Annotated in this window: 25 protein-coding genes; 14 read left to right on the plus strand and 11 right to left on the minus strand. The window is 72.7% G+C overall.

Going from position 1 to position 26086, the window contains the following annotated elements; all coding sequences use genetic code 11:
• Window positions 1-242 precede the first annotated feature (242 nt).
• Window positions 243-1157, minus strand: coding sequence for an SDR family oxidoreductase (locus AAH991_RS23395; protein WP_346228035.1), 915 nt, complete (start codon window positions 1155-1157; stop codon window positions 243-245).
• A gap of 91 nt (window positions 1158-1248) precedes the next feature.
• On the opposite strand from AAH991_RS23395, the gene AAH991_RS23400 reads away from it, so the two are divergent.
• The 6 genes from AAH991_RS23400 to AAH991_RS23425 all read left to right on the plus strand — a co-directional run bounded on the left by AAH991_RS23400 (window position 1249) and on the right by AAH991_RS23425 (window position 6099).
• A complete protein-coding gene (locus AAH991_RS23400; protein ID WP_346228036.1) occupies window positions 1249-1998 on the plus strand; it encodes an enoyl-CoA hydratase family protein in 750 nt (249 codons plus the stop codon).
• Complete coding sequence (locus AAH991_RS23405) at window positions 1998-2852, plus strand: CoA transferase subunit A (RefSeq protein WP_346228037.1); 855 nt, start codon at window positions 1998-2000, stop codon at window positions 2850-2852. Before AAH991_RS23400 ends, AAH991_RS23405 begins: the two co-directional genes overlap by 1 nt.
• Window positions 2849-3601 (plus strand): CoA-transferase subunit beta, encoded by a 753-nt coding sequence (locus AAH991_RS23410; protein ID WP_346228038.1) that lies wholly within the window; start codon window positions 2849-2851, stop codon window positions 3599-3601. The genes AAH991_RS23405 and AAH991_RS23410 overlap by 4 nt, the downstream gene beginning before the upstream one ends.
• Window positions 3602-3669: 68 nt before the next feature.
• Window positions 3670-4668, plus strand: coding sequence for an NAD(P)H-dependent flavin oxidoreductase (locus AAH991_RS23415; protein WP_428834013.1), 999 nt, complete (start codon window positions 3670-3672; stop codon window positions 4666-4668).
• A gap of 19 nt (window positions 4669-4687) precedes the next feature.
• Complete coding sequence (locus AAH991_RS23420; RefSeq protein ID WP_346228039.1) at window positions 4688-5275, plus strand: TetR/AcrR family transcriptional regulator; 588 nt, start codon at window positions 4688-4690, stop codon at window positions 5273-5275.
• A complete protein-coding gene (locus AAH991_RS23425) occupies window positions 5272-6099 on the plus strand; it encodes an MBL fold metallo-hydrolase (protein ID WP_346228040.1) in 828 nt (275 codons plus the stop codon). The genes AAH991_RS23420 and AAH991_RS23425 overlap by 4 nt, the downstream gene beginning before the upstream one ends.
• Here the strand turns inward: AAH991_RS23425 and AAH991_RS23430 are convergent.
• Genes AAH991_RS23430 through AAH991_RS23445 form a run of 4 tightly spaced genes read right to left on the minus strand, consistent with a single transcriptional unit; the run spans window position 6085 to window position 9291 of the window.
• A complete protein-coding gene (locus AAH991_RS23430) occupies window positions 6085-6264 on the minus strand; it encodes a hypothetical protein (protein ID WP_346228041.1) in 180 nt (59 codons plus the stop codon). The genes AAH991_RS23425 and AAH991_RS23430 overlap by 15 nt on opposite strands.
• An 18-nt stretch (window positions 6265-6282) precedes the next feature.
• Window positions 6283-7296 carry an acyl-CoA dehydrogenase family protein gene (locus tag AAH991_RS23435; RefSeq protein WP_346228042.1) on the minus strand — a complete coding sequence of 338 codons (1014 nt, stop codon included), beginning with the start codon at window positions 7294-7296 and terminating at the stop codon, window positions 6283-6285.
• Window positions 7293-8423, minus strand: a complete 1131-nt coding sequence (locus AAH991_RS23440) for an acyl-CoA dehydrogenase family protein (protein WP_346228043.1) — start codon at window positions 8421-8423, stop codon at window positions 7293-7295. Before AAH991_RS23440 ends, AAH991_RS23435 begins: the two co-directional genes overlap by 4 nt.
• Window positions 8413-9291 carry an enoyl-CoA hydratase gene (locus AAH991_RS23445; RefSeq protein WP_346228044.1) on the minus strand — a complete coding sequence of 293 codons (879 nt, stop codon included), beginning with the start codon at window positions 9289-9291 and terminating at the stop codon, window positions 8413-8415. The genes AAH991_RS23440 and AAH991_RS23445 overlap by 11 nt, the downstream gene beginning before the upstream one ends.
• A gap of 113 nt (window positions 9292-9404) precedes the next feature.
• On the opposite strand from AAH991_RS23445, the gene AAH991_RS23450 reads away from it, so the two are divergent.
• The 4 genes from AAH991_RS23450 to AAH991_RS23465 all read left to right on the plus strand — a co-directional run bounded on the left by AAH991_RS23450 (window position 9405) and on the right by AAH991_RS23465 (window position 13750).
• Window positions 9405-10178 (plus strand): SDR family oxidoreductase, encoded by a 774-nt coding sequence (locus tag AAH991_RS23450; RefSeq protein WP_346228045.1) that lies wholly within the window; start codon window positions 9405-9407, stop codon window positions 10176-10178.
• Window positions 10179-10192: 14 nt separating this feature from the next.
• On the plus strand, window positions 10193-10810 hold the full coding sequence (locus AAH991_RS23455; protein ID WP_346228046.1) for a TetR/AcrR family transcriptional regulator: 618 nt from the start codon (window positions 10193-10195) through the stop codon (window positions 10808-10810).
• 11 nt (window positions 10811-10821) lie between these two features.
• The gene (locus AAH991_RS23460; RefSeq protein WP_346228047.1) at window positions 10822-11979 is read left to right on the plus strand and encodes an acetyl-CoA C-acetyltransferase; all 1158 of its coding nucleotides are present in this window, start codon (window positions 10822-10824) and stop codon (window positions 11977-11979) included.
• Window positions 11980-12151: 172 nt separating this feature from the next.
• Entirely contained in the window at window positions 12152-13750 is a 1599-nt protein-coding gene (locus tag AAH991_RS23465; protein ID WP_346228048.1) for a peptide chain release factor 3, read from the plus strand.
• 32 nt (window positions 13751-13782) lie between these two features.
• Here the strand turns inward: AAH991_RS23465 and AAH991_RS23470 are convergent, their stop codons facing one another.
• Window positions 13783-14769, minus strand: coding sequence for an HNH endonuclease (locus AAH991_RS23470; RefSeq protein WP_346228049.1), 987 nt, complete (start codon window positions 14767-14769; stop codon window positions 13783-13785).
• 133 nt (window positions 14770-14902) lie between these two features.
• Here AAH991_RS23470 and AAH991_RS23475 point away from each other — a divergent pair, with 133 nt between their 5' ends.
• Complete coding sequence (locus AAH991_RS23475; protein WP_346228050.1) at window positions 14903-15202, plus strand: nucleoside triphosphate pyrophosphohydrolase; 300 nt, start codon at window positions 14903-14905, stop codon at window positions 15200-15202.
• Window positions 15203-15275: 73 nt separating this feature from the next.
• Entirely contained in the window at window positions 15276-16196 is a 921-nt protein-coding gene (locus tag AAH991_RS23480; protein WP_346228051.1) for a DUF7669 domain-containing protein, read from the plus strand.
• A 12-nt stretch (window positions 16197-16208) separates the two neighbouring features.
• Here AAH991_RS23480 and AAH991_RS23485 read toward each other — a convergent pair whose 3' ends face one another.
• From AAH991_RS23485 to AAH991_RS23495, 3 genes are read right to left on the minus strand one after another with little or no spacing between them, the layout of a single operon-like run.
• Window positions 16209-16808 carry a hypothetical protein gene (locus AAH991_RS23485; RefSeq protein ID WP_346228052.1) on the minus strand — a complete coding sequence of 200 codons (600 nt, stop codon included), beginning with the start codon at window positions 16806-16808 and terminating at the stop codon, window positions 16209-16211.
• A gap of 20 nt (window positions 16809-16828) precedes the next feature.
• Complete coding sequence (locus tag AAH991_RS23490; protein WP_346228053.1) at window positions 16829-17875, minus strand: ADP-ribosylglycohydrolase family protein; 1047 nt, start codon at window positions 17873-17875, stop codon at window positions 16829-16831.
• Window positions 17872-18537 (minus strand): DUF4352 domain-containing protein, encoded by a 666-nt coding sequence (locus AAH991_RS23495; protein ID WP_346228054.1) that lies wholly within the window; start codon window positions 18535-18537, stop codon window positions 17872-17874. Before AAH991_RS23495 ends, AAH991_RS23490 begins: the two co-directional genes overlap by 4 nt.
• Window positions 18538-18723: 186 nt before the next feature.
• Between AAH991_RS23495 and AAH991_RS23500 the strand changes: the two genes are divergently transcribed.
• Complete coding sequence (locus AAH991_RS23500; RefSeq protein ID WP_346228055.1) at window positions 18724-20556, plus strand: serine/threonine protein kinase; 1833 nt, start codon at window positions 18724-18726, stop codon at window positions 20554-20556.
• A 7-nt stretch (window positions 20557-20563) separates the two neighbouring features.
• Here AAH991_RS23500 and AAH991_RS23505 read toward each other — a convergent pair whose 3' ends face one another.
• Together AAH991_RS23505 and AAH991_RS23510 are read right to left on the minus strand one after the other, a co-directional pair.
• Complete coding sequence (locus AAH991_RS23505; RefSeq protein WP_346228056.1) at window positions 20564-21871, minus strand: serine/threonine-protein kinase; 1308 nt, start codon at window positions 21869-21871, stop codon at window positions 20564-20566.
• Between the two features lie 68 nt (window positions 21872-21939).
• The gene (locus tag AAH991_RS23510; RefSeq protein WP_346228057.1) at window positions 21940-23886 is read right to left on the minus strand and encodes a hypothetical protein; all 1947 of its coding nucleotides are present in this window, start codon (window positions 23884-23886) and stop codon (window positions 21940-21942) included.
• A gap of 290 nt (window positions 23887-24176) precedes the next feature.
• Between AAH991_RS23510 and AAH991_RS23515 the strand changes: the two genes are divergently transcribed.
• A complete protein-coding gene (locus AAH991_RS23515; RefSeq protein WP_346228058.1) occupies window positions 24177-26075 on the plus strand; it encodes an N-6 DNA methylase in 1899 nt (632 codons plus the stop codon).
• Window positions 26076-26086: the final 11 nt, after the last annotated feature.

Raw genomic sequence — 26086 nt, forward strand, 5'->3', positions numbered from 1 at the left:
ATGGTCCGCCGCCGCGAGCCGCGGCGGCATTTCCCGCTTCGTGCGATTCCGGCCCCCGTGAGATCACAGGGTGTCCGCGCGACGACCTCCGCACATCCGCTTCGCTCCGGGGAGTTCCCGAGCTCCGTTTCAACCGGCCTTCGCAGGACCAGTTGTAGGCCCGGCTCCTTGCAAACGGCTTTCACCCGGCATGCGACCCGCCGTACGGCGAGCAGGCGCGGTGCGGGGCCCGCGGAGGAGGGTCAGGCGCCGTAGACGGGTTCGGGCGCGGCGGCCCGGCCGAGCAGCTTCGCCACCTCCGGCCCGATCTCGGCGGGGTCCCAGCGGGCGCCCCTGTCGGCGGCCGGGCCGTGCCGGAAGCCCTCCATGACGCAGATCCGGCCGCCCTCGACCTCGAAGACCCGGCCGGTGACGTCCTTCGACTCGGCCGAGCCGAGCCAGACCACCAGCGGGGAGACGTTCTCCGGGGCCATGGCGTCGAACGCGCCCTCCCCGGGAGCGGCCATCGTCGCCGCGAAGACCTGCTCGGTCATCCGCGTGCGGGCGGCCGGGGCGATGGCGTTGACGGTCACGCCGTAGCGGCCGAGCTCGGCCGCCGCGACCAGGGTCAGGCCGACGATGCCGGCCTTGGCGGCCGAGTAGTTGCCCTGCCCCACGCTGCCGAGCAGGCCCGCGCCGGAGGAGGTGTTGACCACCCGTGCGTCCACCGGCCGGCCGGCCTTCGACTCGGCGCGCCAGTGCAGCCCGGCGTGCTTGAGCGGCAGGAAGTGGCCCTTCAGGTGCACGCGGATCACCGCGTCCCACTCCTCCTCCGACAGGTTGACCAGCATGCGGTCGCGCAGGAACCCGGCGTTGTTGACCAGCACGTCGAGGCGGCCGAAGTGCTCGGCCGCGGTCGCCACCAGCCGCCGCGCGCCCTCGTCGGTGGCGATGTCGGACCGGTCGGCCACCGCCTCGCCGCCCAGCGCGCGGATCTCCTCGACCACCTCCTGGGCGGGGCCTCCTGATCCCGTCTCCGGGCCGCCCTCGCCGGTCAGGCTGACCCCGAGGTCGTTGACCACGACCTTCGCACCCTGACGGGCGAACTCCAGCGCGTGCGCCCGGCCGAGGCCGCGCCCCGCGCCGGTGACGATGACGACTCGGTCCCTGCAGATCATCTCGGTCTCTCCGATCGGACAAGGGGCATCGCCTGGGGCGATCCGCTCTGCTAGCGTACTTTCTAACAAATGTTAGATGGAAAGGTGCCGCATGGGAATCTCGACCAGCCGTGACGGCGAGGGCGTCGCCGAGGTCGTGGTGGACGCCCCGCCGGTCAACGCGCTGACCGTACGCGGATGGTTCGACCTGGCCGACGCCGTACGGGAGGCCGGGCGCGACCCGGACACCCGCGTCGTGGTGCTGCGGGCCGAGGGCCGCGGGTTCAACGCGGGCGTGGACATCAAGGAGATGCAGGCGACCACCGGGCACGACGCGCTGGTGGGGGCCAACCGCGGCTGCTACGAGGCGTTCGCGGCGGTCTACGAGTGCGAGGTGCCCGTGATCGCCGCGGTGCACGGCTTCTGCCTGGGCGGCGGGGTCGGGCTGGCCGGGAACGCCGACGTCGTGGTCGCCTCCGACGACGCCTACTTCGGCCTGCCGGAGGTGGAGCGGGGCGCGCTCGGCGCGGCCACCCATCTCGCCCGGCTGGTGCCTCAGCACCTGATGCGCGCGATGGTCTACACGTGCCGCAACGTCACCGCCGCCGAGCTGCACGCGTTCGGCTCGGTGCTGGAGGTCGTGCCGCGCGAGCGGCTGCGCGACGCGGCGCTGGAGGTGGCGGCACAGATCGCCGCCAAGGACCCGTACGTCATCCGGCGGGCCAAGGAGTCCCTCAACGGCATCGACCCGGTCGACGTCAAGCGCAGCTACCGCTTCGAGCAGGGCTTCACCTTCGAACTCAACCTCATGGGCGCCGGCGACCGGCACCGGGACGCCTTCGTCACGGAAGGAGGCCGGTGATGGGCACGCGGATGTCGGTGGAGGAGATCGTCGGCTCGCTGGAGAGCGGCATGACGATCGGCATCGGCGGCTGGGGATCGCGGCGCAAGCCGATGGCGCTGGTGCGGGCCGTCTACCGGTCCTCCCTGACGGACCTGACGATCGTGTCCTACGGCGGGCCGGATGTGGGCCTGCTCTGCGCGGCGGGCAAGGTGCGCCGGGTCGTCGCCCCGTTCGTGACGCTCGACTCGATCGCCCTCGAACCGCACTTCCGGGCGGCCCGGCAACGCGGGACGGTCGAGTTCACCGAGTATGACGAGGGCATGTTCATGTTCGGCCTGCTCGCGGCGGCGCACCGGCTGCCGTTCCTGCCGACCCGGGCCGGGCTCGGCTCGGACGTGATGCGGGTGAACCCCGGCCTGCGCACGGTCCGCTCGCCGTACGACGACGGGGAGGAACTGGTCGCGGTGCCCGCGCTGACGATGGACGCGGCGCTGGTGCACCTGGACGTCGCCGACACCCGGGGGAACGGCCGTTACCTCGGCCCCGACCCCTACATGGACGACCTGTTCGCCAAGGCGGCCGGGCGGTGCTTCGTGTCCTGCGAGCGGATGGTCGAGCCCGGCGAGCTGGCCGGCCCGCCGCAGACGCTGCTGGTCAGCCGCATGCACGTGACTGGCGTGGTCGAGACGCCGGACGGCGGCCACTTCACCGATCTCGGGGAGAAGGGCCGGGACGAGGCGTTTCAGCGGCACTACGCCGCCTCGGCGGCCGACCCGCAGGCGTGGGCGGCGTTCGCGGACCGGTTCCTGACCGGCGACGAGGAGGCCTACCGGAAGGCCGTACGGCAATGGCACGAGGAGGAGGGGCGATGAGCGCGACCCGGGCGGAGATCTGCGTCGTGGCCTGCGCGGAGGCGTGGCGCGGCGACGGCGAGATCCTGGCGGCGGCGATGGGCACCTGCTCGATCCTGGGCGCCCGGCTGGCCCGGCTCACGTTCGAGCCCGGCCTCCTGACCACGGACGGCGGCGCGCTGCTGACCGCCGAGGCGGTGCCGATCGGTGCTCCCGCCGGAGCCGCTGAGGGCTGGCTCCCGTTCCGCGAGCACCTGTGGCTGGTCCAGAACGGGCGCAGGCACGTGATGATGGGCGCCTCTCAGATCGACAGATACGGCAACACGAACATCTCGGCGATCGGCGACTGGACTCGGCCGAAGTCGCAGCTGCTCGGCGTGCGCGGGGCCCCCGGCAACACGATCTGCAACCCGACCAGCTACTGGATTCCCCGGCAGTCCACCCGCGTCTTCGTGCCCAAGGTGGACGTGGTCAGCGGCGTGGGCCACGACCGCGCGGCCGGGCTGGGCCCGGAGGCGGCCCGCTTCCACGACCTGCGCCGGGTGGTGACCGACCTCGCCGTGTTCGACTTCGCCACCCCCGACGGCTCGATGCGCCTGGTCTCGGTGCATCCTGGCATCGAGGTCGAGCAGGTGCGGGCGGCCACCGGCTTCGACCTGGTCGTCGAGGGCGAGGTGCCGGAGACCCGGCAGCCCACCGGCGAGGAGCTGCGCCTCATCCGCGAGGTGCTCGACCCGCGGTCGCTGCGGGAGCGGGAGGTGAAGCCGTGATCGGGCAGACGCTGGAGACCCCGCTCACGCGGCTGACCGGCGTGCGCCACCCGGTCGTGCAGACCGGCATGGGCTGGGTGGCCGGCCCCAGGCTGGTCTCCGCGGTGGCGAACGCGGGCGGTCTCGGCATCCTCGCCTCGGCCACGATGACCGTGGCCCAGCTCGCCGCCGCCATCGAGGAGGTCCGCTCGCGCACCGACGCGCCGTTCGGGGTGAACCTGCGGGCCGACGCGGGCGACGCGGGCGAGCGGGTCGACCTGCTGATCAGGAACCGGGTGAAGGTGGCCTCGTTCGCGCTGGCGCCGCGCCGGGAGCTGATCGCCAAGCTCAAGGACGCCGGGATCGTGGTGATCCCGTCCGTCGGCGCCCGGCGGCACGCGGAGAAGGTCGCCGCGTGGGGCGCCGACGCCGTGCTGGTGCAGGGCGGCGAGGGCGGCGGCCACACCGGCGCGGTCGCCACGACGCTGCTGCTGCCGCAGGTCGTGGACGCCGTCGACATCCCGGTGATCGCCGCCGGCGGCTTCTTCGACGGGCGCGGCCTCGCCGCCGCCCTCGCGTACGGCGCGGCGGGGGTGGCCATGGGCACCCGGTTCCTGCTGACCTCGGACAGCTCGGTCCCCGACGCGGTCAAGAGGACCTACCTCGGCATGTCGGAGACCGTGGTCACCCGGCAGGTGGACGGAATGCCGCACCGCGTGCTGCGCACCGACCTGGTGGACGGCCTGGAGCGGTCGGGGAAGGTGTCCGGACTGGTCCGCGCGGTGCGCAACGCGGCGCGCTTCCGGAGGATCTCCGGCATGTCGTGGCCCGGCATGATCCGCGACGGCCTGGCCATGAAACACGGCAAGGAGCTGAGCTGGTCGCAGGTCCTGATGGCGGCCAACACCCCGATGCTGCTGAAGGCGGCCATGGTGGACGGCCGCCCTGACCTGGGCGTGATGGCGTCCGGCCAGGTCGTCGCGCTCATCGACGACCTGCCCACATGCGAGGAGCTGATCGACTCCGTCGTCACGCAGGCCGCCGGGGTCGTCCGCGCTCTCGGCCGGAATCTTGCCGAAACTATGTAGACCGGTCTAGTCTGACGGCATGACGCGAAGGAACGACACGCGCGAGCGGGTCCTGCGCACGGCCGCCGGGCTCTTCCAGCGGCAGGGTTACAACGCCACCGGCCTCAACCAGGTGCTGGCGGAGAGCCGGGCGCCCAAGGGCTCGCTGTACTTCCACTTCCCCGAGGGCAAGGAACAGCTGGCCGCCGAGGCGGTGGTGATCGCGGGCGGCGAGCTCGGCGAGCGGATCGCCGCCGCCGTGGCCGCCGCCCCCGGCCCCGCCGAGGCGATCGCCCGGCTCGGCGACCTGCTCGCCCGCAACCTGGAGGAGTCGGGGTTCGAGGAAGGCTGCCCGGTGGCCACGGTCGCCCTGGAGGCCGCCGGCGGCAGCGAACCCATCCGGTCGGCCTGCGACGCGGCGTACGCCTCCTGGCTGCGCGGCCTGGCCGGCTACCTGCACGGGCACGGCGTGGACGAGCCCGAGGCGCTCGCCGACCTGGTGCTGTCCTCGCTGCAGGGAGCGCTCCTGCTCGCCCGCGTACGCCGCGACACCGGCGTCATCCACTCGGTGACGCGGCGGATCGGCGGCATGGTCGCGGCCGCCGCCCGGGGGGAGGGGCCCGCATGAAGGTCCACCACCTCAACTGCGGATCGATGCGGAAGGTCGAGCCCACCTACGACGGCCCGGCGCCCGCGCATGCCGTGGCCCACTGCCTGCTCGCCGAGACCGCCCGCGACGGCCTGGTGCTCGTGGAGACCGGGCTCGGGCTCGGCGACGTGCGCGACCCGGCGGGCTCGCTCGCGGCGGACTGGACGGAGATGGCCGGCCCGGTGCTCGACCCGGCCGAGACCGCCGTGCGCCAGGTCGAGCGGCTCGGCCACGATCCCGCCGACGTGCGGCACATCCTGCTGACCCACCTCGACGTCGACCACTCGGGCGGGCTGCCGGACTTCCCCGGCGCGCGGGTGCACGTCCTTGCGGAGGAACTGGCCGCCGCCCTGGCCGAGGCCCCCAGCAGGCGCTACCGCCCGGCGCACTGGGCCCACGGGCCGCGCTGGGCGACGTACGAGTCCGGCGTGGGCGAGGAGTGGTTCGGCTTCGGCGGCGTACGGCGGCCGGACGGGCTGCCGCCCGAGTTCCTGCTGGTGCCGCTCGGCGGGCACACCGCCGGGCACGCGGCGGTGGCCGTGCGCGACGGCGACCGGTGGCTGCTGCACGCGGGCGACGCGTACTTCTACCACGGGGAGCTGCGGGCGGGGGAGCCGGAACCGCACCCGCTGCTCGACCTCGTGCAGACCGGCTCCCAGGTCGACGCGGAGCTGCGGCTGCGCAACCGCGACCGGCTGCGCGCGCTCGTCCGCGACCACGCGGGCGAGGTCGAGGTCTTCTCCGCCCACGACCCCTGGGAGTTCGAGCGGTACGGCCCCGCGCCCGGGTCAGCCGGCGGGTGAGGCGGCCCCCGCGCCCGGCTCCCGTCCGGTGAGCAGGTTGTCCGCTCTCCGGACGGCGGGGACCAGGACGCCGTCCTGGTCGGTCGGCACGGCGACGGCGGGCGTCCGCGCCTTTCCTCCCGAACGCGAGGCGCGGCGCTCACCGATCTGTCCCAGGGCCTGCACCGCATGCTCGGCTGAACGTCAGCCGCCCGTCAGCGCCGCCATGACCCGGGCCCGGTGGTCCGACGGCGAGCCCCACGCCGTGTGCAGGGCGCGGGCCCTGCGGATCAGCAGGCTGGGGTCGTACTCGTCCGTGTAGCCGATCGCGCCGTGCACCTGCAGGGCGATCTTCGCCGCGGCGTACGCCGCCTCGGACGCCGCGGCCTTGGCCGCCGACACGTCCCGGCCGAAATCCGGCGTCCCGTACGCCAGGGCGGCGCCGTGCACCAGCGGCCGGGCGTACTCCAGCCCGACCAGGGCGTCGGCCAGGTGGTGCTTGACCGCCTGGAACTCGCCGATCGGCCGGCCGAACTGCCGCCGGGTCCTCGCGTAGTCCACCGACACCTCCAGCAGGCGGCGTCCCGTGCCCACGAGCTGCGCGGCGCACACCAGCACGCCCATGTCGTACGCCTCGGCGGCGGCCGCCGCGACGCGCGGTCCCTCGGCCAGCACATCGCCCGGTGTGACGGGGAACAGCCGCCGGGCGGGGTCGAGGGACGTGCGGGCCTCCCCGGGGACGGCGGCGCGCATCCGTTCGCCGTCCACCAGCAGCGCCAGGCCGGCGACGTCGGCGTCCGGCGCGTACGGCACCGCCGGGGGCAGCGCGAGCGTGACGAGTGCCTCGCCCTCGGCGATCGCGGGCAGCCACCGGACCGCGAGAGCCTCATCGACCAGCCCGTCGCCCAGCCCGTCGCCCAGCCGGTCGAGCAGCACGGCGGCGGCCACGGTCTCGGCGTACGGCCCGGGCACGCCGTGCCTGCCGAGCTCGTGGAAGGCGGTCACCAGCTCGACCGGCAGCGGCCCGGCCCCTCCCGCGGACTGGGGCACGGCGACCGCGAGCACCCCCGCCTCGGCCAGGGTGCGCCACAACGCCAGGCCGCGCTCGTGCCGCCCCGCGGCCCAGTCGCGCACCACGCCCGGCACGGCCGCCTCGGCGAGCAGCTTGCCGAGGGTCTCGCCGAACAGCCGCTGCTCGGCGTCGAGGACGAATCTCATCGGCTTCCCGCCTTCGGCAGGCCGAGCACGCGCTCGGCGATCACGTTGCGCTGGATCTCGTTGGTCCCGGCGTAGATCGGGCCGGCCAGGGAGAAGACGTAGCCCTCCAGCCACTCGCCCCCCAGCTCGCCGTCCGGGCCGAGCAGGTCGAGGGCCGTCTCGTGCAGCGCGACGTCCAGCTCCGACCAGAAGATCTTGTTGACGCTGGACTCGGCGCCCACGTCCTCGGTGCGGGAGATCGTCTCGAAGCCCTTGAGCCGGTAGGCGCGCGCCTTGATCCACGCATCGGCCACCCGCTCGCGCATCGCGGTGTCGGCGGGGTCGCCGTGCTCGCGCCACAGCTCCAGGAGGCGGTCGGCGGCGGCCAGGAACCGGCCGGGACTGCGCAGCGTGAGCCCCCGCTCGTTGCCGGTGGTGCTCATCGCGACCTTCCACCCCGAGCCGGGCTCGCCGATCACGTCGCGGTCGGGGACGAACACGTCGTCGAAGAACAGCTCGGCGAAGGCCGGCTTGCCGTCGATGCGGCCGATCGGCCTGCGGGTGATCCCCTCGGCGTCGAGCGGGAACATGAGGTAGGTCAGCCCCCGGTGCCGCTCGGCCTCGGGGTCGGAGCGGAACGGCCCGAAGCCCCAGTCGGCGAAGGCGGCCCGCGAGCTCCACGTCTTCTGGCCGTTGAGCAGCCAGCCGCCGTCGGTGCGGGTCGCGGTCGCGCGCAGGGACGCCAGGTCGCTGCCCGCCCCGGGCTCCGACCACGCCTGCGCCCAGATCACCTCGCCGGAGGCCATCGACGGCAGGACACGGGCGAGCTGCTCGGGTGTGCCGTGCTGGAAGAGCGTGGGCGCGAGCAGGTTGATCCCGTTCTGGCTGACCCGTCCCGGCGCGCCGGCCGCGTAGTACTCCTCCTCGAAGACCAGCCACTCCAGCGGGGTGGCGTTCCGGCCGCCGTACTCCTCGGGCCACGACACCACCGACAGGCGGGCCTCGTGCAGCTCACGCTCCCAGGCGCGGTGGGCGGCGAAGCCCTCCTCGATCTCCAGGGACGGCAGGGGAGCGGCGGGCACGTGCTCGCGGAGCCAGGCGCGCACCTCCGCGCGGAACGGCTCCACGGACGACAGGTCAAGATCCATCGGCGGCCGCCTTCATGCTCTTGGGGTCCATCCCGGCCAGGGAGTCGGCCGAGGTCTCGGCGTTGTGGGCGTGGGCGAGGTGGTGCAGGCCGAAGACCGAGTCCATCCCGGCGTGCATGCCCTGCAGGTCCTCGGCCTGGTTGACCGCCTTCTTGGTCAGCGCCAGGCCCATCCGCGGCATGGCGGCGATCTTCCCGGCCAGCGCGAACGTCTCGGTCTCCAGGTCCTCGCGCGGCACGACCCGATTGACCATGCCCACCTCGTACGCCCGCCGGGCGGGCATCCGGTCGCCGGTGAACAGGAACTCCTTGGCGATCCTCGGCGGCATCGCCCAGGGGTGGGCGAAGTACTCCACTCCCGGGATGCCCATCCGTACGACGGGGTCGGCGAAGAACGCGTCGTCGGAGGCGACGATCAGGTCGCAGACCCAGGCGAGCATGAGCCCGCCCGCGATGCACGCGCCCTGCACCATGGCGATCGTCGGCTTCGGGATCTCCCGCCACCGCCGGCACATCCCCAGGTAGACCTCCGACTCCCGCGCGAAGCGGCTCTCGGCGCCCTCCTTGCCGACGTGGTCCCACCACAGGCTCGCCCTGCGCTCGAACGAGACGTGGGCGTCCCTGCCGGGCGTGCCGATGTCGTGCCCGGCCGAGAAGTGCCTGCCCTCCCCGGCCAGGACGATCACCTTGACCTCGTCGTCGGCCACGGCCCGGTAGAAGGCCTCGTCCAGGGCGTACGTCATCGCCGAGTTCTGCGCGTTGCGGTACTCCGGGCGGTTCATCGTGACCACCGCCACGGGGCCGCGCCGCTCGTAGCGGACGACCTCCGCGGGACCCTTCCCGGAACCCTTCCCAGGGCCATCCGTCATGAGAACCTCCACGTCATGGGACCCTCGCTTTTTTCTAACAACTATTTGGTAGAGTAAACCACGAGACGCACGGCGAGGAGAGGGCCCTTCCGGGTCCGTGAAGGGTAGAGGGCATGCCGACCTACGTGACCGGTCACGGTCTGCTGCGCGACCGGGTGGCCGTGGTGACCGCCGCGGCCGGCACCGGCATCGGGGGCGCCTGCGCACGGCGCATGCTGGAGGAGGGCGCGCGGGTGGTCGTCAGCGACGCCCATGAGCGCAGGCTCGGCGAGAGCCTGGCCGTGCTGCGGGAGGAGTTCGGCGCGGACGCGGTGACCGCCGTGCCCTGCGACGTCACCTCCGAGGAGCAGGTCCAGCGCCTGTTCACCGAGGCGGAGGAGCGCTTCGGCCCGGTCGGCGTCGTCGTCAACAACGCCGGGCTCGGCGGCACGGCGACGCTCGTCGAGATGACCGACGAGCAGTGGGGACGGGTGCTCGACGTCACGCTGACCGGCACCATGCGCTGCACCCGCGCCGCGCTGACGCGCATGCAGCCGAGGGGCCGCGGCGTCGTCGTCAACAACGCCTCCGTGATCGGCTGGCGGGCGCAGGAGGGGCAGGCGCACTACGCGGCGGCCAAGGCCGGCGTCATGGCGCTGACCAGGTGCGCGGCGATCGAGGCCGCGCCGTACGGCGTGCGGGTCAACGCCGTCGCGCCCTCGCTGGCCATGCATCCCCACCTGGCCAAGGTCACGACCGACGAGCTGCTGGCCGAGCTGACCAAGAAGGAGGCCTTCGGCCGCCACGCGGAACCATGGGAAGTCGCCAACGTTATCGTCTTCCTCGCGAGCGACTACTCCTCCTACATGACCGGAGAGGTCGTCTCGGTCTCCAGCCAGCATCCCTGAGAGGTCGACTACCCATGAGCCCACGACGCAGAGACGCAGAGAGCACCGCGGCCGCCCGCGCCGAGCGGCGGGCCGAGCTGCTGGCCACCGCGGCCGAGGTGTTCGCGTCCCGGGGCTACGCGGCCACGACGGTCCGCGAGGTGGCCGAGGCCGCCGACATGCTGGGCGGCAGCCTCTATTACCACTTCGACTCCAAGGAGTCGATGGTCGACGAGATCCTCTCCGCGTTCCTCACCGAGCTGTGGGCGGCGTACGACAAGGTGACCGGCTCCGGTCTCGGCGCTCGGGAGACCTTCGAGGCGCTGATCGTGGAGTCGTTCCGCACGATCCACCGGCACCGCCCGGCCGTCGTGATCTACCAGAACGAGTCCAAGCACCTCGCGACGAGCCCGCGCTTCTCCTACCTCACGGAGTCGCAGCGGCGCTTCCGCGAGATGTGGCTCGCGGTGCTGGACCGCGGGGTCACCGACGGCGTCTTCCGTGCCGACCTCGACACGGGCCTGATCTACCGCTTCATCCGCGACACCGTGTGGCTCGCCGCGAGCTGGTACCGCGGCGACGGCAGGCTGCCGGCCGAAGAGATCGCCAGGCAGTACATAGCGATGGTCCTGGAAGGGATCCTGACAACCTGAGGAGTTTTGCGATGGCGGAGGCATACATCGTCGAGGCGGTGCGCACCCCCGTGGGCAGGCGGAACGGAGGCCTTTCCGGCGTCCACCCCGCCGACCTCGGCGCGCACGCGCTCACTGAGCTCATGAAGCGCTCCGGGGTGGACCCGGCCGCGGTGGAGGACGTGGTCTTCGGCTGCCTGGACACGGTGGGCCCGCAGGCCGGCGACATCGCCCGCACCTGCTGGCTGGCCGCCGGGCTGCCCGAGGAGGTGCCGGGCGTGACCGTCGACCGGCAGTGCGGCTCCTCCCAGCAGGCCGTCCACTTCGCCGCGCAGGCCGTGATGTCCGGCACCAGCGACCTCGTCGTCGCCGGCGGCGTGCAGAACATGTCCCAGATCCCGATCGCCTTCGCCTCACGCGGCGCCGCCGACTCCCTCGGCCTCACCGAGGGCCCGTACGTCGGCTCGCGCGGCTGGCAGGCCCGGTACGGCAAGCAGGACGTGTCGCAGTTCCGCGGTGCCGAGATGATCGCCAGGGACTGGGACATCTCCCGCGAGGACATGGAGGCGTTCGCCTTCGAGTCGCACCAGCGGGCCATCCGGGCGACCGACGAGGGCCGCTTCACCCGCGAGATCGCCCCGCTCGAGGGCGTCACCGCCGACGAGGGCCCCCGCCGGGACACCACCCTGGAGAAGATGGCCGGCCTGAAGACGCTGGAGGAGGGCGGGCGGCTGACCGCCGCCGTCGCCTCGCAGATCTCCGACGGCGCGGCCGCGCTGCTGATCGCCTCCGAGGCCGCCGTCAAGGCGCACGGCCTGCGGCCCCGGGCCCGCATCCACCATCTGTCCGCCCGCGGCGAGGACCCCATCCGCATGCTGTCCGCGCCGATCCCCGCCACGGCGTACGCGCTGAAGAAGACCGGCATGTCGATCGGAGACATGGACGTCGTCGAGATCAACGAGGCGTTCGCGTCGGTCGTGCTGGCCTGGCTCAAGGAGACGGGAGCCGATCCCGCCCGGGTCAACCCCAACGGCGGCGCGATCGCGCTCGGCCACCCGCTCGGCGCGACCGGCGCCCGGCTGATGACCACCCTGCTGCACGAGCTCGAGCGCACCGGCGGCCGCTACGGCCTGCAGACCATGTGCGAGGGCGGCGGCCAGGCCAACGTCACGATCATCGAGCGCCTGTAGCTCCCCGCGATCGCGGTGAGGACCGCCCCGGGCGGCGCCGATTCCGGAGCGCGGCGCCCGGCGCGGTAACCTCGACCGTCCACCGCTGTTTGGGAGCCCGGATGGCCTGCACGCACCACGACCGCACCACGACGACCCGCGTCCCGGGGATCCACGCTTCGGGGATCCGGCGATGAGCGCCGTCACGGGTGAGGCGGCGCGCCGCCGCACGTTCGCGGTGATCAGCCACCCGGACGCCGGAAAGTCCACGATGACCGAGGCGCTCGCCCTGCACGCCTCGGCGATCACCCAGGCGGGAGCCGTGCACGGCAAGGCCGGCCGGCGGGGTGTGACGTCCGACTGGATGGAGATGGAGCGGGCCCGCGGCATCTCCATCACCTCGGCCGCGCTGCGCTTCGACTACCGCGACCACGTGTTCAACCTGGTCGACACCCCGGGCCACGCGGACTTCTCCGAGGACACCTATCGGGTGCTGGCCGCGGTCGACTGCGCGGTCATGCTGCTCGACGCGGCCAAGGGCATGGAGCCGCAGACCATGAAGCTGTTCGAGGTCTGCCGCCACCGCCGCATCCCGGTCATCACGTTCGTCAACAAGTGGGACCGGCCCGGCCAGGAGCCGCTGGAACTGCTCGACGAGATCGAGGAGCGCACCGGCCTGCGTCCCACCCCGGTGACCTGGCCGATCGGCGCCGCCGGGAACTTCCACGGCGTGGTCGACCGCCTGGAGGACCGCATCGTCCGCTACACCCGCACGCCCGGCGGCGCCACCAAGGCGCTGGAGACCGAGCTGACCCCCGAGCAGGCCGCCGCCGAGCTCGGCGACGACTGGGCCCGCGCGGGGGAGGAAGCCGACCTGCTCGCCGCCATCGGCGCCGAGCACGACCAGAAGGCGTTCGAGGCGCACGAGTCCACGCCGGTGCTGTTCGGCGCGGCGCTGTCCAACTTCGGCGTGGCGCGGCTGCTGGACGTGCTCGTCGACCTGGCCCCCGCCCCCGCGCCCCGGCTCGACGTCGAGGCCGCGGCCCGGCCGCTGGACGCGCCGTTCTCCGGCCTGGTCTTCAAGGTGCAGGCCAACATGGACCCCGCCCACCGCGACCGCATCGCGTTCGTCCGGGTCTGCTCCGGCCGGTTCGAGCGCGGCATGGTGCTCACCCACGCCGCCACCGGGCGCCCGTTCGCCACCAAGTACGCCCAGTCGGTGTTCGGCCAGGAACGGGCCACCATCGACGAGGCGTACCCGGGAGACGTCGTCGGGCTGGTGAACGCCACCGCGCTGCGGCCGGGGGACACCCTTTACGAGGGGAGGCCGGTGGAGTTCCCGCCCATCCCCAGCTTCGCCCCCGAGCACTTCGCCGTCGCCCGTTCCCGCAGCACCGCCAAGGCCAAGCAGTTCCGCCGGGGCATCGACCAGCTCGACGGCGAGGGCGTGATCCAGGTGCTCCGCTCCGACCTGCGCGGCGACCAGGCCCCCGTGCTGGCCGCGGTCGGGCCCATGCAGTTCGAGGTCGTGCAGCACCGCCTGGCCACCGAGTTCGGCGCGGAGATCGTCCTCGACCGGCTGGACTACACGCTCGCCCTCCGCACCGACGCCGAGTCCGCGGAGGTGCTCCGGCGCCAGCGCGGCGCGGAGGTCCTCACCCGCAGCCGCGACCAGGCCCTGCTCGCCGTGTTCACCGACCAGTGGCGCATGCGCTCCATCCAGCGCGAACACGAGGGCCTCACCCTCGAACCCCTGATCGCCGGCCAAGGCCTCCCCGGCCCCTCCGCCTGACCGGCCGTACGCATCGCCGACGTCAGCTCCGGTCAGGACAGCTCTTGGTAGACGTCCTGGATGAAGGCGCGCCAGCCGCCCCTGCGCGCGTACGGCCCGAGGGTCAGCTCCAGGGTCCTGCGCAGCGGGTGCGGAGATCCCATGATCGCCTCGTTTCGCCGGGCCAGCCCGTTCAGCTCGGCGTCGTTGGGCGGGCGGCTGCTCTTGCCCAGATTGCAGGCCGCGTGGGCGGGAGCGAGATTCCAGATCGCGTCGAGGTCGATCGCCAGACGGTATCGATGCATGGCCGAGAAGGGGAAGACGTGGTCCACCGCGATCTCGTCCGTGCCGGGTGTGAGCGGTTCTGCGCAGATCAGGCAACGTCCGTGCTGGAAACCGATCACCGCCTCGATCACCCCCGTCACGGATCTGCGTCGTAGCCTGTCCGTGATTCGCAGGGTGTCCGGGTCGACCATGATCCCTTCCTCTATGAGGCTGCGGCCGACACCGGCCGCGAAGGACGTCTCCACGATGCTCCACCGGGCGTCCAGTTCATCGCGCAGGCTCGCCGTCTGCTCGCTCGCGGCGACGGCGCGAAGGTCTTCGCTCAGGCGGACGACCCGCTCTCTCGAGGGCCCGGTCACCTCGTAGAAGCGGTGCGGCACCTGTCCCGCGCCCCGCAGGTTGTGAAACTTCCGCATGACCATCTCGGGCATCGACTTCAGAGTCGCCGCCAGCAGCTTCTCGGTCGGAGACCCGAGCCGCAGGGACTCCGCCGCCTCGGCTTCGGCCACGGCCAGATAGTCGGTGGGGTTGCGCACCGTCTTCGGCTTCGCCTGGGGAGCCGCTCCCATGCGTTCAACCAGACCCATCGCGTACGGCGCCGCCAGTTCGCGGAGCGGAATCTCCGTTCGGCCGTCGGCGGCGGCTTCGAGCAGCGCGGTGCCGAGGGCGAACTTGTAGGTGCGGTCATTGGCTCCCATCAGGATCGCCAGTCGCCATGACGTCCGGGCGGACGGCTCGTATTCGAAGAAATCCATCCTCGTGCCACTCTGCATGCGTAGATCAAGGAATGTCCGGTACAGACTAGATCTCGATCACCGAGTGCGGAACGGTCCGCGGCGCTACCCTCTGGGCACCCGAACGAGAACATGAGGGGTGGACGCGAGGGCAATGGGAAAGCTCGTACGCGACAAGATTCCGGACATCATCCGCCGGGACGGCAGGGAGCCGGTTGTGACCGTGCTGGACGAGGCCGGCTTCCGTGAGGCGTTGCTCGCGAAGCTGTTCGAGGAGTCGACCGAGCTCAGCGAGGCCCCTCCGGCACAGGTGCCCGAAGAGATCGCCGACGTGCTCGAAGTCCTCCACACCCTGGCACGGGTTCACGGCCAGGACTGGCGGGACATAGAGAGGCTCGCCGACGCCAAACGCGCCGAGCGGGGCGGGTTCGATGATCGCCTCTACCTCGGCTGATGACCGGGCCGCAGTCCGCTCCGGTCGTGCGGATCCGATGACACCCTCGGCCGGCTGATTTAGATTCACCGGTGTGGGCGCGGGCATCGAGGCGTGGGTGTGGCAAGCCGTCGCCGCCGAGTTGCGGCGCCATCGGCGCGCCGGACTCGGCCGGCTGCTCACGGTGGACACCGTGCGGTTCATCACCGCGCGTGCGCTGGCGGACGCGGGGCTCGATCCCGCCGCGTTCGGGGTGGAGTGGCCCCACCCCGTCCTCAAGGGGGCGCGCATCAACCTGATGGCAGGGGGAGCGCGGCCCACGTTCTTCGAATTCAAGTACTGCCGTGAGCCCGACGAGCAGAACGCCGCCTGGACGGACGCTCTGGGGGAGGTGCTCAAGGACTTCTACCGGCTGGCGATGTGCCCGGCGCCCGCCGAGCGCTTGTTCGTGTACGTCGAGACGGCCGACCTGCGCCGGTACATGAAGACCGTCGCGCAGCGGTACGGCCTGGATCTCGACACCGATGTGATCGTGCTGCGCCCGGACGGCGTAGCACGGCTGCCCATGACCGCGCAGCGCATCATCGGCTCCGTACTCGCCGCCAACCGGGTCGAGGCGTTGCGGACGGTGCTGATCGACGTGGACGCGACCCTGCGGCTCGCGGTCTACGAGGTGGACCCGCTCGGCCCGGCCCCCGATCCGGGGGCGGGGCACCGGGCCCCACGCGGCGTGTCGCGGCCTACGGGCCCGGTGGCTCCGCCGGGCCCGAGGGACGGCGCGAGGGGCGAGATCCTGGCCGCGATCCGCGCCGTTCTCGCCCGCACCCGCCGCGGCACGTTCACTCCCGCGGAGGTGGTGGACGAGATGAGGCGACGCGGCACCGGTTATGCGGAGACCACGATCCGCACGATGGTCACCGGACACATGTGCCGCAACGCGCCGGACAACAACGCGGTCACCTACGACGACCTGGAGCGCGTCGATCGCGGCCTCTACCGTCTCGTCCGCGACTGAGGCTTCCCGGTCTCAGCTTCGCGTGAGCGTCCAGGGGCCGTCGGCGTGGACGGTGACCAGGCGGGTGCCCGTCGGCAGCAGCACCTTGCCCTTGTAACGGCCGATCTCGTTGACCAGCAGGTCGGAGTAGGACCCCGTCCGGGTGTAGGCGTGCACGATGAAGTTGGCCTCGCCGCCGTGCGCGGCCCGCATCGTGCGCAGTCCCCGGGTGGGGGAGAGCTTCAGCACCTGGTCACCCCGGCCGCGAAGGGTCGCGGCACACCAGCAGCGCGCCTTGCCCAGCGGCATGAAGGTCGCGGTCCACACGCCGTCGGCCCTGATGGAGAGCCCGCCGGTGCCTTTGGTGCCGTAGTCGTTGTAGAGGACGGTCCCGTCGTACGGGCCGATCTCGTTGACCAGCAACTCGCCCGTCTTCCCCCGGGGGTCGACGGTGTGGACGATGAAGTTCGACTCGCCGCGGTGGGTGAGGCGGAGGAGGCCGGGCGCCTTGGTCGTGTGGATCCGTACGACGTCGTCGCCCTCGCCGTGGAACCTCGTGTCGGCCTGGGCGGCGGTGGGAGTGGTGAGCGCGGCGGCGGTCAGGGCGAACACGGCCAGCATGCGGCGGAGCATGGTTCTCCTCGGAAAGGGGGTCAGGGATAGCGGACGGCCCGCTCGGCGGGCAGGTGACGGGTGGCGAGAACCTCGGCGAAGTCCTCGGCGACGGAGGTGATCGTGTCGCGGCCCTCCACGGCGGCGGCCCATTCGGCGGGGAACGCCCCGGCGCCGTGCCGGGCGCCGAGGATGTTGCCGCAGATCGCGCCGGTGGAGTCGGAGTCGCCCGAGTGGTTGACCGCCAGCAGCAGGGCCGTACGGGCATCGGGTGCGGTCAGCGCGCAGTAGACGGCGATGGCGAGGGCCTCCTCGGCGACCCAGCCCCCGCCGAGCCCCTCGACCTTCTCCGCCGAGGGGGCGCCGGCGGAGGCGAGATCGAGAGCCGCGCGGAGCGCCGCGGCCGGCTCCCCGCCGTCGCAGCCGAGGCGGCCGAGGGCACGGCCGACCGCCCGCCGGAGGTCCTCGCCGTGGACGAGACCGCCGATGATCAGGGCGAGGGCGCCGGCGGCGGCCGCGGCGGCCGGGTGCCCGTGGGTGATCCTGGCGCAGCGGGCCGCGTGCTCGAAGCGCAGGCCGACGAACCCGAAGGGAGCCGCGCGCATGACCGCTCCGCAGCCCTTCGAGTGCGGGTTCACGGGTCCCGTACGGTCCGGCGGCTCGACGTCGGACCGAGGACGGACGCCCGACCGCAGCCCGGACAGGCAGGTGAGACCGGGCGCGCGCACCGCGTAGAGCCAGGGCTGCTGACGCAGCCACCCGGTGCGGAACCCGCCGTCCTCCGGCGGCGGCGCGGGGTGGTCCTGCGTGTCGAGCCAGCGCAGGTACGCGTCGTGCACGGCGGCGACCGTGTCCCGTCCGTGCAGCAGGGCGCGGACGAGCCCGTCCACGGTGAACAGGGTCATCTGCGTGTCGTCGGTGACCTCGGTGCCCACCATCGTGGCCAGACCATCCTGGCCGTACGCCGCGCGGATCCCCCGCAGCGACAGGAACTCGACGGGGTTGCCGAGCGCGTCCCCGATCGCCCCGCCGAGCAGACAGCCCAGGACGCGGGACCGCAGGGTGGCGATGCGCCGGAGCCCGTTCATCGCAGGGAGACGGTGACGCCGCCGGACCAGGCCGAATCGTGCAGTTCGACCGCTTTGATGGCCAGGTTCTTCGGCACGTCGAAGAGCAGGAAGCCCTTCACGCTGTTGCCGGGGTTGATCTTCTCCAGGAACGCGTTGGAGTCCTGCAGCCAGATGGCCGCCCCCGTGTCGGCGTCGAAGGTGCGTCCCTTGGTGTCGATGAGCTTCTGCGCGTAGTCGGAGAACGTCTGGGCCTCGTCGCCGATGTTCTTCACCGTGAGGTGCACCAGGACGTACTGTCCCTGCGCCTTGTGGGCCGTGAGGCCCTCCCCGACCTGGGACAGCCCCTTCTCCACCTTCGTGACCTTGAAGGCGAACTTGCCGTCCTTGACGACGTCGCCCAGGCCCGGGGGAGGGGCTTCGCGCGAGGGCCGGGACGTGCGGGGCTTGGCCGCCTGCGCCGTCTCCCCGGTGCCGTCCGTGAGGCTCACCTGAGAGTCGTCGCCGCCGCCGAGAAGGACTCCGATGACGATCAGGACCATGAGCACGGCCGCGCCGCCGAGCACGGCCTTCAGGCAGCCGTTGCCCTTCTTCTGGACGATCACGGTCGGCGGGTACTGCTGGCCGTACGGCTGCCCGGGGTGCGGCTGCCGGGGGTACGGCTGCTGCGGATTCTGGTGCACCTGACAGCTCTCCTTCCTCTCCGCCACACCTCGGCGACGGGTGGAGCCAGTAGAGCACATGTGAACTCTTCACACAAGTTGTTTGCGGCTGCCCTATGTCCGAGTCGTTATAGAGTTCTCCTGGCGAACAGAGCGGCGAATCTGGTTGAATCGCCCCACAAACCGCGAGATCACCACGGAGGTCGTGTGCAGCCGCTTTTGGGGGGCGATCCCCATGAGATCGGTCCATACCGGGTCGTCGGCCGGCTGGGCGCGGGCGGTATGGGCGTGGTCTACGCGGCAGTCGACGATTCGGGCCGTCGAGTGGCGGTCAAGGTGGTGCACGAGGCGCTGTCGGTCGACCTGGAGTTCCGCCGTCGGTTCAGCCGGGAGGTCACCGTGCTGACCGGGGTCGAGGGCGCCTGCGTCGCCCACGTTCTCGCCGCCGATCCCGGCACCGAGCGGCCCTGGCTCGCCACCGAGTTCGTCCCCGGCCCCACGCTGGAGCAGCACGTGCGGGGCGAGGGACCCCTGACCGGCGACGCGCTGTTCGGTCTGGCGGCGGGGCTGGCCGAGGCGCTGGTCACCATGCACGCCGCGGGGGTCGTCCACCGCGACCTCAAGCCGCCGAACGTGATCCTGTCGCCGGAGGGCCCCCGGCTCATCGATTTCGGGATCGCCAAGGTCCTCGACGAGACCTCCATGACGCACACGGGCACGCTGGTCGGCTCGCCCGGCTGGATCAGCCCCGAGGAGTACGGCGAGGGCGGCGCGGGAACCCCCGCCGACGTGTACGGCTGGGCGCTGCTCGTGCTCTACGCCACCACCGGTGAGCCGCCGTACGGCCCCGGCCGCCCGGAGATCCTGGCCTACCGGGTGCGCGAGGAGATGCCGGACGTCGCACCTGTGCCGGAGACGCTGCGCGACCTCGTGCACCGCGCGCTGGCCAAGGACCCCGCGGCGCGGCCCACCGCCGGCGAGGCGCTCGCCGAGGTGAGCACCGCCTGGCGGGGAGCGGAGAGCGAAGAGGACCGGCCCGACGTCACCGCGTTGATCGAGCGTACGTGGGTGCTGCCCGAGAAGGAGACCCCGGAATGGCCCACGCCGGCCGTCCCTCCGCCGCCGCCGGCCACACTCCTGCGTGTCGAGCAGGAACGGGAAGATCCTGGAACGCTCCCGGCGCCCGCGGCGGCCTCCGTCGCCGTTCCTGCCGTCGTCGCCGGCCCGCGTTCCGGCCCGAACTGGGTGCACGCGTACATCGCGACGGCCGCGGCCGTGACGCTGATCGTCGTGACGGCCATCATCGCCTCCTCCGCGTCCGATCGGGAACGTTCCACGGCGGTGGCCGAGATGGCCGCGCCGTCCCCGGCGGCCTCCCCGCCGCCCTCGCCCGCCACGCCGGTCCCCGCCGCCACGTTCACCGTGACCTCCACGCCGGCCTCCACGCCGAGCGCGAAGAAGAAGCCCAAGCCGAAAGCCAGGAGGGTGTCGTTCCAGGGCATCACGCTGACCCTCCCCAAGGGCTGGCGGATGCGGCAGGTCCGCGGTGACCTCGCGTGCATCGACTCGCCCCACAGTCAGGGCGACAGCGGCCCCTGGCCCTTCGACTGCGAGCCGGACGCGCTGGTCCTGCGCACCGGGGCGAGCAACAGCCGGTGGCCCGGCTACTCGATCGACGACCCCTATTACGGCTGGCAGGTCGGCAGCCCCATGCCGTGCCTGCGGGACGGCCACGTGTGGCGTGACCCGGCAGGGGATTACGGCATGGACTACGGCGCCTACGCCTACCACGTCCTCGCCTACGACGGCCGTCGCACGGGCTACAGCCTGACGAAGATGGCCGACGGCAGGAAGGCCGCCTACCGGGAGTGGCAGGTGTGGTGCTCGGACTACGGCGGTTACAGCATCAAGATCTGGCATCTGCCGCAGTCGAAGGTCTCCCTCTTCGTGCTCAGCGCGCGGCCCGAGGACGCGAAGGGCTACCGGCAGATCGCCGCGTCGGCCAACCTGCTCGGCTACGCGCACGCCGCGCCGGTGTGACGGCGGGTCAGCCGGACAGCGCGAGCAGCAGGTCGGCGGCGGTGGGACGGGCGCGCGGGTCCTTGGCGAGGGCGGCGGCGAGCGGGCGCCGCAGTGCGGCGGGCAGCGGACCGAGGTCGGGGGAGTGCTCCATGATCTGCTGGGACACCGCGAAGACCGAGGGCCCGTCGAACGGCAGCCTGCCGCTGGCGGCGTAGTACATCGTGCTGCCCCAGCTGAACAGGTCGGAGGCCGGGCCGGCCTGCTCTCCGAGCACCTGCTCGGGGGACATGAAGGCCGGCGTCCCCTTCGTTCCGGCGCTGGTGGTGAGCCGGTCCATCGCCCTCGCGATGCCGAAGTCGATCACGCGCGGCCCGTCCGCCCCGAGCAGCACGTTGGCGGGCTTGAAGTCCCGGTGCACGATGCCCGCGTTGTGGATCCCGCGCAACGCGGCCAGCGTCGAGATCGACAGCCTGGTGAGGCTGTCGGGATTGCGCGGCCCCTGCTCCCTGACGAGCCGGTCGAGGGAGGGACCGTGGACGTACTCGCTCACGATGTACGCCAGGCCGCCCTCGACGCCGACGTCGATGACGCGGGCGGTGGCGAACGACGGCACGCGCCGGGCGGCCAGCGCCTCTCTGACGAAGGCGTCCCGCTCGCCGGAGTCCGGCCCGATCCTGACATGCAGGATCTTCACCGCCACCTGCTGCCCGTCCGGCGCCTGGCCGAGGTAGACCGTGCCCTGCCCGCCCTCGCCGACCTTCGTGAGCAGCGCGTACGGCCCCACCCAGGCCACGCCGGCGCTCGGACCGGGCGCCGCGTGCGGGCCGGAGGAGTACGGGCCGGTGGGGTACGGGCCGGAGGCGTGCGGCAGCGGCCGGGTCGGCGGAGTCGCCGGGGCCCCGGCGCCGTACGCGGGCGGCACCGGGGCGGCGTAGGCGCGCGAAGCGGGGTAGGACGGCGGAGCGGGATGGGACTGGGGCGCCGCCTGCACGACGCGGGGGAAGACCCTGGGGCGCAGCAGGAAGGTGTGGATCGCTCCCCCGGCCCACATCGTGCCGAACCAGACGATGGCGGTGACGTTGTTGCGCCAGTCGTCGCGGGGAACGCCCTCCAGCAGGTTCGTCGCGACGATGAAGGCGACGAGCCCCAGGGAGTAGCCGCCGGCGGCGAGGGCGAGCCGCCGTTCTCGCAGCCGGATGGCGGCGAAGGCGACGACGAAGGGTGTCCCCAGGCCGCATGTGAGGAGCGGCGCGAGTGCCCACCAGAAGCTCTTGCGCGACTGGTCGCCTCCGGGTCCGCGGGAACCGTACTGATAAGGCGGGCCGGGGAGCATGGGTCAGCATGATAGGCGATCAGCGCGATGGAAATTTGAGTGTTTGGCCCGTTCCATGTCGGCGTTACTCAGTTGGTCCGGGTGTTCGGGAGATGATCGCCGAGGTAGCCGACGTAGATCTTGCCGGTCACGCCGCCCGAGTCGTCGTGGAAGTACATCCGGGGTGCCGGGTAGCCCACGGCGCGCAGCTTGACGTGGGCCTCCATGACGATCTTCCCGCTGGGATGGACCTCGGCCGGGACGGGGAAGGTGCGCGGCTGGGTGAACTTGGCGCTGTTGGTGACCGACGCGGACTCGCGCATGGCGAGCATCCCGGGCGGGATCACGCGCCGGCCGCCGGAGCCGTCCGCGCACCAGTCGTAGAAGCCGCCGGCGAACAAGCCGGAGGAGCGTGCGCGGGCGAAGTCGTCCAGAGCGAGCAGCGCGTCCCACGCCTTGGCCGCCCACGTACGGCTGAGCACCGGGTCGGCGTGGTCGAGCCGGACCGCGGCGGCGTCGGTCTGGCCGATGACGAGGTGGGCGAGCCGGGATCGGGCCTCGACCAGGGTCTCGGCGAGGCTCGCGGGCGTGAAGGCTTCGCCGGGCGTCGCGACGCCGTAGACGGGATGACCCGACTCGGCGAGGGTGCGCTCCAGCCATCGGACCCGTTCCTGCAACACGCGGGCGGCGGTGACGACCTCGGCGTACTCCTCCCGCAGCAACTCGTGCGCGACGCGCAGGTCGTCCTCGCTCCCGGCGGGCGCGGCGGGGACGACCAGTTCGCGCAGCCCGGCCAGGTGCAGGCCCAGGGTGCGGACCTCCCGCAGCACGTCGCGGCTGGTGTCGGCGCCGGCGGCCAGGCCGAGCGCGGTGTCGAGTTCCTGGCGCATGGCCTTGACGACCATCTCGGCCACCCGGTGCGCGACATCGGGGTTCGGCGACCCGTCGAGCACGGCGACCGGCTCCGGCGAGGGCGAGTGCGAGGACGAGGGCGCGGGCGAGGGCGAGTGCGAGGACGAGGGCGCGGGCGCGGGCGCCGGTCCGGGCTCGGCCGAGACCGGCGGTGCCGCAGGAGGCCCAAGGGACGTCGCAGGCATCGGGGGCGCCGGGCGGACGGTCAGCGCCATCATTTTCCGCCGCAGCTCCTCCCGTGCCGGGTCCACGGGCGCGGGAGGCGGCGTCATCGCCCCGTCCAGCGCCGCGACCTCCGCACGGCCCGCGAGAACCCGCAGCACGACGGGCAGGGACCGGCGGACCTCGGGGGGCTGGTCGGCCGCGGACGCACGGCCGATCACGCCGTCGGCGATCGTCTCGAGCGCGCCCTCCTCCCGTAACTTCGCGGGCCGCATCGGCGGATGCCGGTAGGGGCTGCGCTCGGTCGCCGGGTCGAAGGGGGCGGCGTAGGTGCGGATCGCCCCGCCGTACACGCCCAGTTCGTCCCCCATAAGACGGTTGAAGAGGTTCTCGGTGCGCCTGTCCGCGAGCCGGACGACCACTCCCGCCCCGGCCGTCGCCTCCGCCAGCCGTTCGGCCCGGGCGGTGTTCTCGCCGTTGTGGCCGGGCGACACCACCACCACGGGAACCCGGCGCCGGGGCTCGGTCAGGACCCGGAGGAAGCGGTGCACCTCGTCCTCCGTCAGCACCTCCGCCCGGTCCACCAGATGGATCCCGCCGTCGGTGATGCGCGCCGTCCGCAGATAGGCGGGGACGAAGCCGGGGGCCCGGGCGTCGCGGCGCGCGTCCCCCTCCTGCTCGACCGTGACCTGAACCCAGCCGGGAGCGCCGTCGAGGAAGACCGCCCTGGTGCGCAGCCGTCCGCCGTCCACGGGTTCCTCGAGGACGTACCGCCCGCATCCGTCGCGCCGCTCCATCACCAGGCGTGCGCCCGCGTGTTCGTGCTCGGCCCGCGGCCTCCCCGCGTCCGGCGAGGGGAAGCCCTTGGTCTGCGCCCAGGCGGAGAAGACCCGGTGCAACCGCACCCAGATCGGCCGGCCGGGATCCCGCAGAACCGCCTGGTAGAGCTGCGTCGGTGCCATGAGCCGATCCTTCCGCTTGCCGCTTGGGGCGTTTCCGGACATGGCAGCGTAACAAGGACAAGGAGTGGCCGCCGTGTGAATCGGCTAAACAAATAGAACCGTCCGAATCTGGGCCAGTGACCCGGCCCTCCGCTAGGGTAGGGGACCGATTGGCTGAGCTGGCGGCACCCGTCAAGATTGGTGTGAACCTGGCATGCTGGTGAGCGTGGACGATTCCGGGGGGTTCATACGTATGGTCGGCGCGGGACGAGCGTGGGGGTTCCGGCGGGCGGGGTCTCGGAGGAACGACGATGAGTCGTGAGGACGTAACGGTCAACGCCGCCGACATCGCGCGGCTCGCCGACGTCGGCAGGGCCGCGGTGAGCAACTGGCGCAAGCGGTTCGAGGACTTCCCGCAGCCGGTCGGCGGCACGGCGAGCAGCCCGGCCTTCTCCCTTGCGGACATCGAGGCGTGGCTGCGCCGCCACGGCCGGTACGTCGAGGTCGCACCGGTCGAGCGGCTCTGGCAGCGGCTGCGGGCCAGCACCGACGACATCCGGCTGGGCGACGCCGTCGCCTACGCGGGAACGCTGCTGCTGTCCGTACGCGAGGATCCGGGCAGCTGGCGCGACCTCGGCGACGACGCCCTCCTGGGGCGGCTACCCGAGGCCCCGCCCGACGGGGTCGCCGTGGACGCCGATCTGGTCAGGGCCATCGCCGAGGTGGGCGAGGCCGAGGGCCCCGCCGCGGCGTTCCGGGGCATCTGCGACCGCTATGTCGAGCTGCACTCGCGCAGGCTGCTGGCCACGCCGCGTCCCGTGGCCGAGCTGATGGCCAGGCTCGGCGGCACGGCCGGTGCGACGGTCCTCGACCCCGCCTGCGGGATCGGCACGCTGCTGCTCGCCTCCGGCGCCACGCGCGCCCTGGGGCAGGAGCTCAACGAGAGCGCGGCGCGTCTCGCCGGGATCTGCCTGCGGTTCGCGGACGTCGCGGGCGTCGTGACGGCCGGTGACTCGCTGCGGGCCGACGCCTTCCCCGGCGAACTCGCCGACGTGGTGGTCTGCAACCCGCCGTTCAACGAGCGCGGCTGGGGTTACGAGGAACTGACCAGCGATCCCCGGTGGGAGTACGGCCTGCCGCCGCGCGGCGAGTCGGAGCTGGCCTGGGTGCAGCACTGCCTGTCCCATGTGAAACCCGGCGGCCTGGTGGTCATCATGATGCCGGGCACCGCGGCCGCCAGGCGTCCCGGCAGGCGGATCCGGGGCAACCTGCTGCGTGCGGGGGCGCTGCGGGCGGTCATCACGCTTTCTCCGGGTGCCGCTCCCGCCTCCAGCGGCGCGCCCGACCTGTGGGTGCTGCGCCGGCCGGCGCCGGGGGACAGCCCGCCGTCCGACGTGCTGATGGTGAACGCGGGTGAGGATCTCGCCCTGGCCGGCAAGGCGTGGCAGGCGTTCGCCGAGGGTGACGAGCTGCCTCCGGGCAGCGGCAGTGTGCGGATCATCGACCTCCTCGACGAGGAGGTGGACCTGACCACCGGCCACCGGGTGGTGTCGCCGGAGCAGCCCGGCTCGGCGGGGTACGCCGCCGTGCGGGAGCGGACCGAGGCGCTGCTGCGCGGCCTCGACGCGGAGCTGCCCAGGCTGGTGGCCGGCGGACGCGCGGAGCGGCCGATGACGACGCTCGGCGAACTCGCCCGCGCGGGTGTGGTGGCGATCACGCAGGGCCCGCTCAGGATGCCCGACGAGGGCGACCTGCCGGTGCTCACCGCCAAGGACCTGATGCTGGGCCGGGAGCCCAGCGGCCGTACGGCCGACGTGGCGGGCCAGGTGCGGATCGAGGCCGGTGACGTGGTCGCGCCGCTCATCGCGGGAAGCGGCCCGGTCCCGCGCGTGATGACGGGGTCCGGCGCGGTGCTGGGCGCCCAGCTCCTGCTCATCCGGGCCGATCCCGAGCGGCTCGACCCGCATTTCCTCGCGGGATGCCTGCGCGCGGCCGGCGGCACCTCGACCAGGCTGGGCTCCTCGATGCGCTTCGATCCCCGCCGCGCGCAGCTACCCCGGCTCGCCGTCGAGGAGCAGCGCCGGTACGGCGAGGCCTTCCGCCGGCTGCTCGAGTTCGAGGACGCGATGAGGTCGGCGCGGGAGATGAGCGAGACCCTGGTTGCGGCCGGCTTCGACGGCCTGTTCGATGGCACCCTGCGACTCGAATGATCTGACAGTCC

Source organism: Microbispora sp. ZYX-F-249, assembly GCF_039649665.1.
Classification (GTDB): Bacteria; Actinomycetota; Actinomycetes; order Streptosporangiales; family Streptosporangiaceae; genus Microbispora; species Microbispora maris.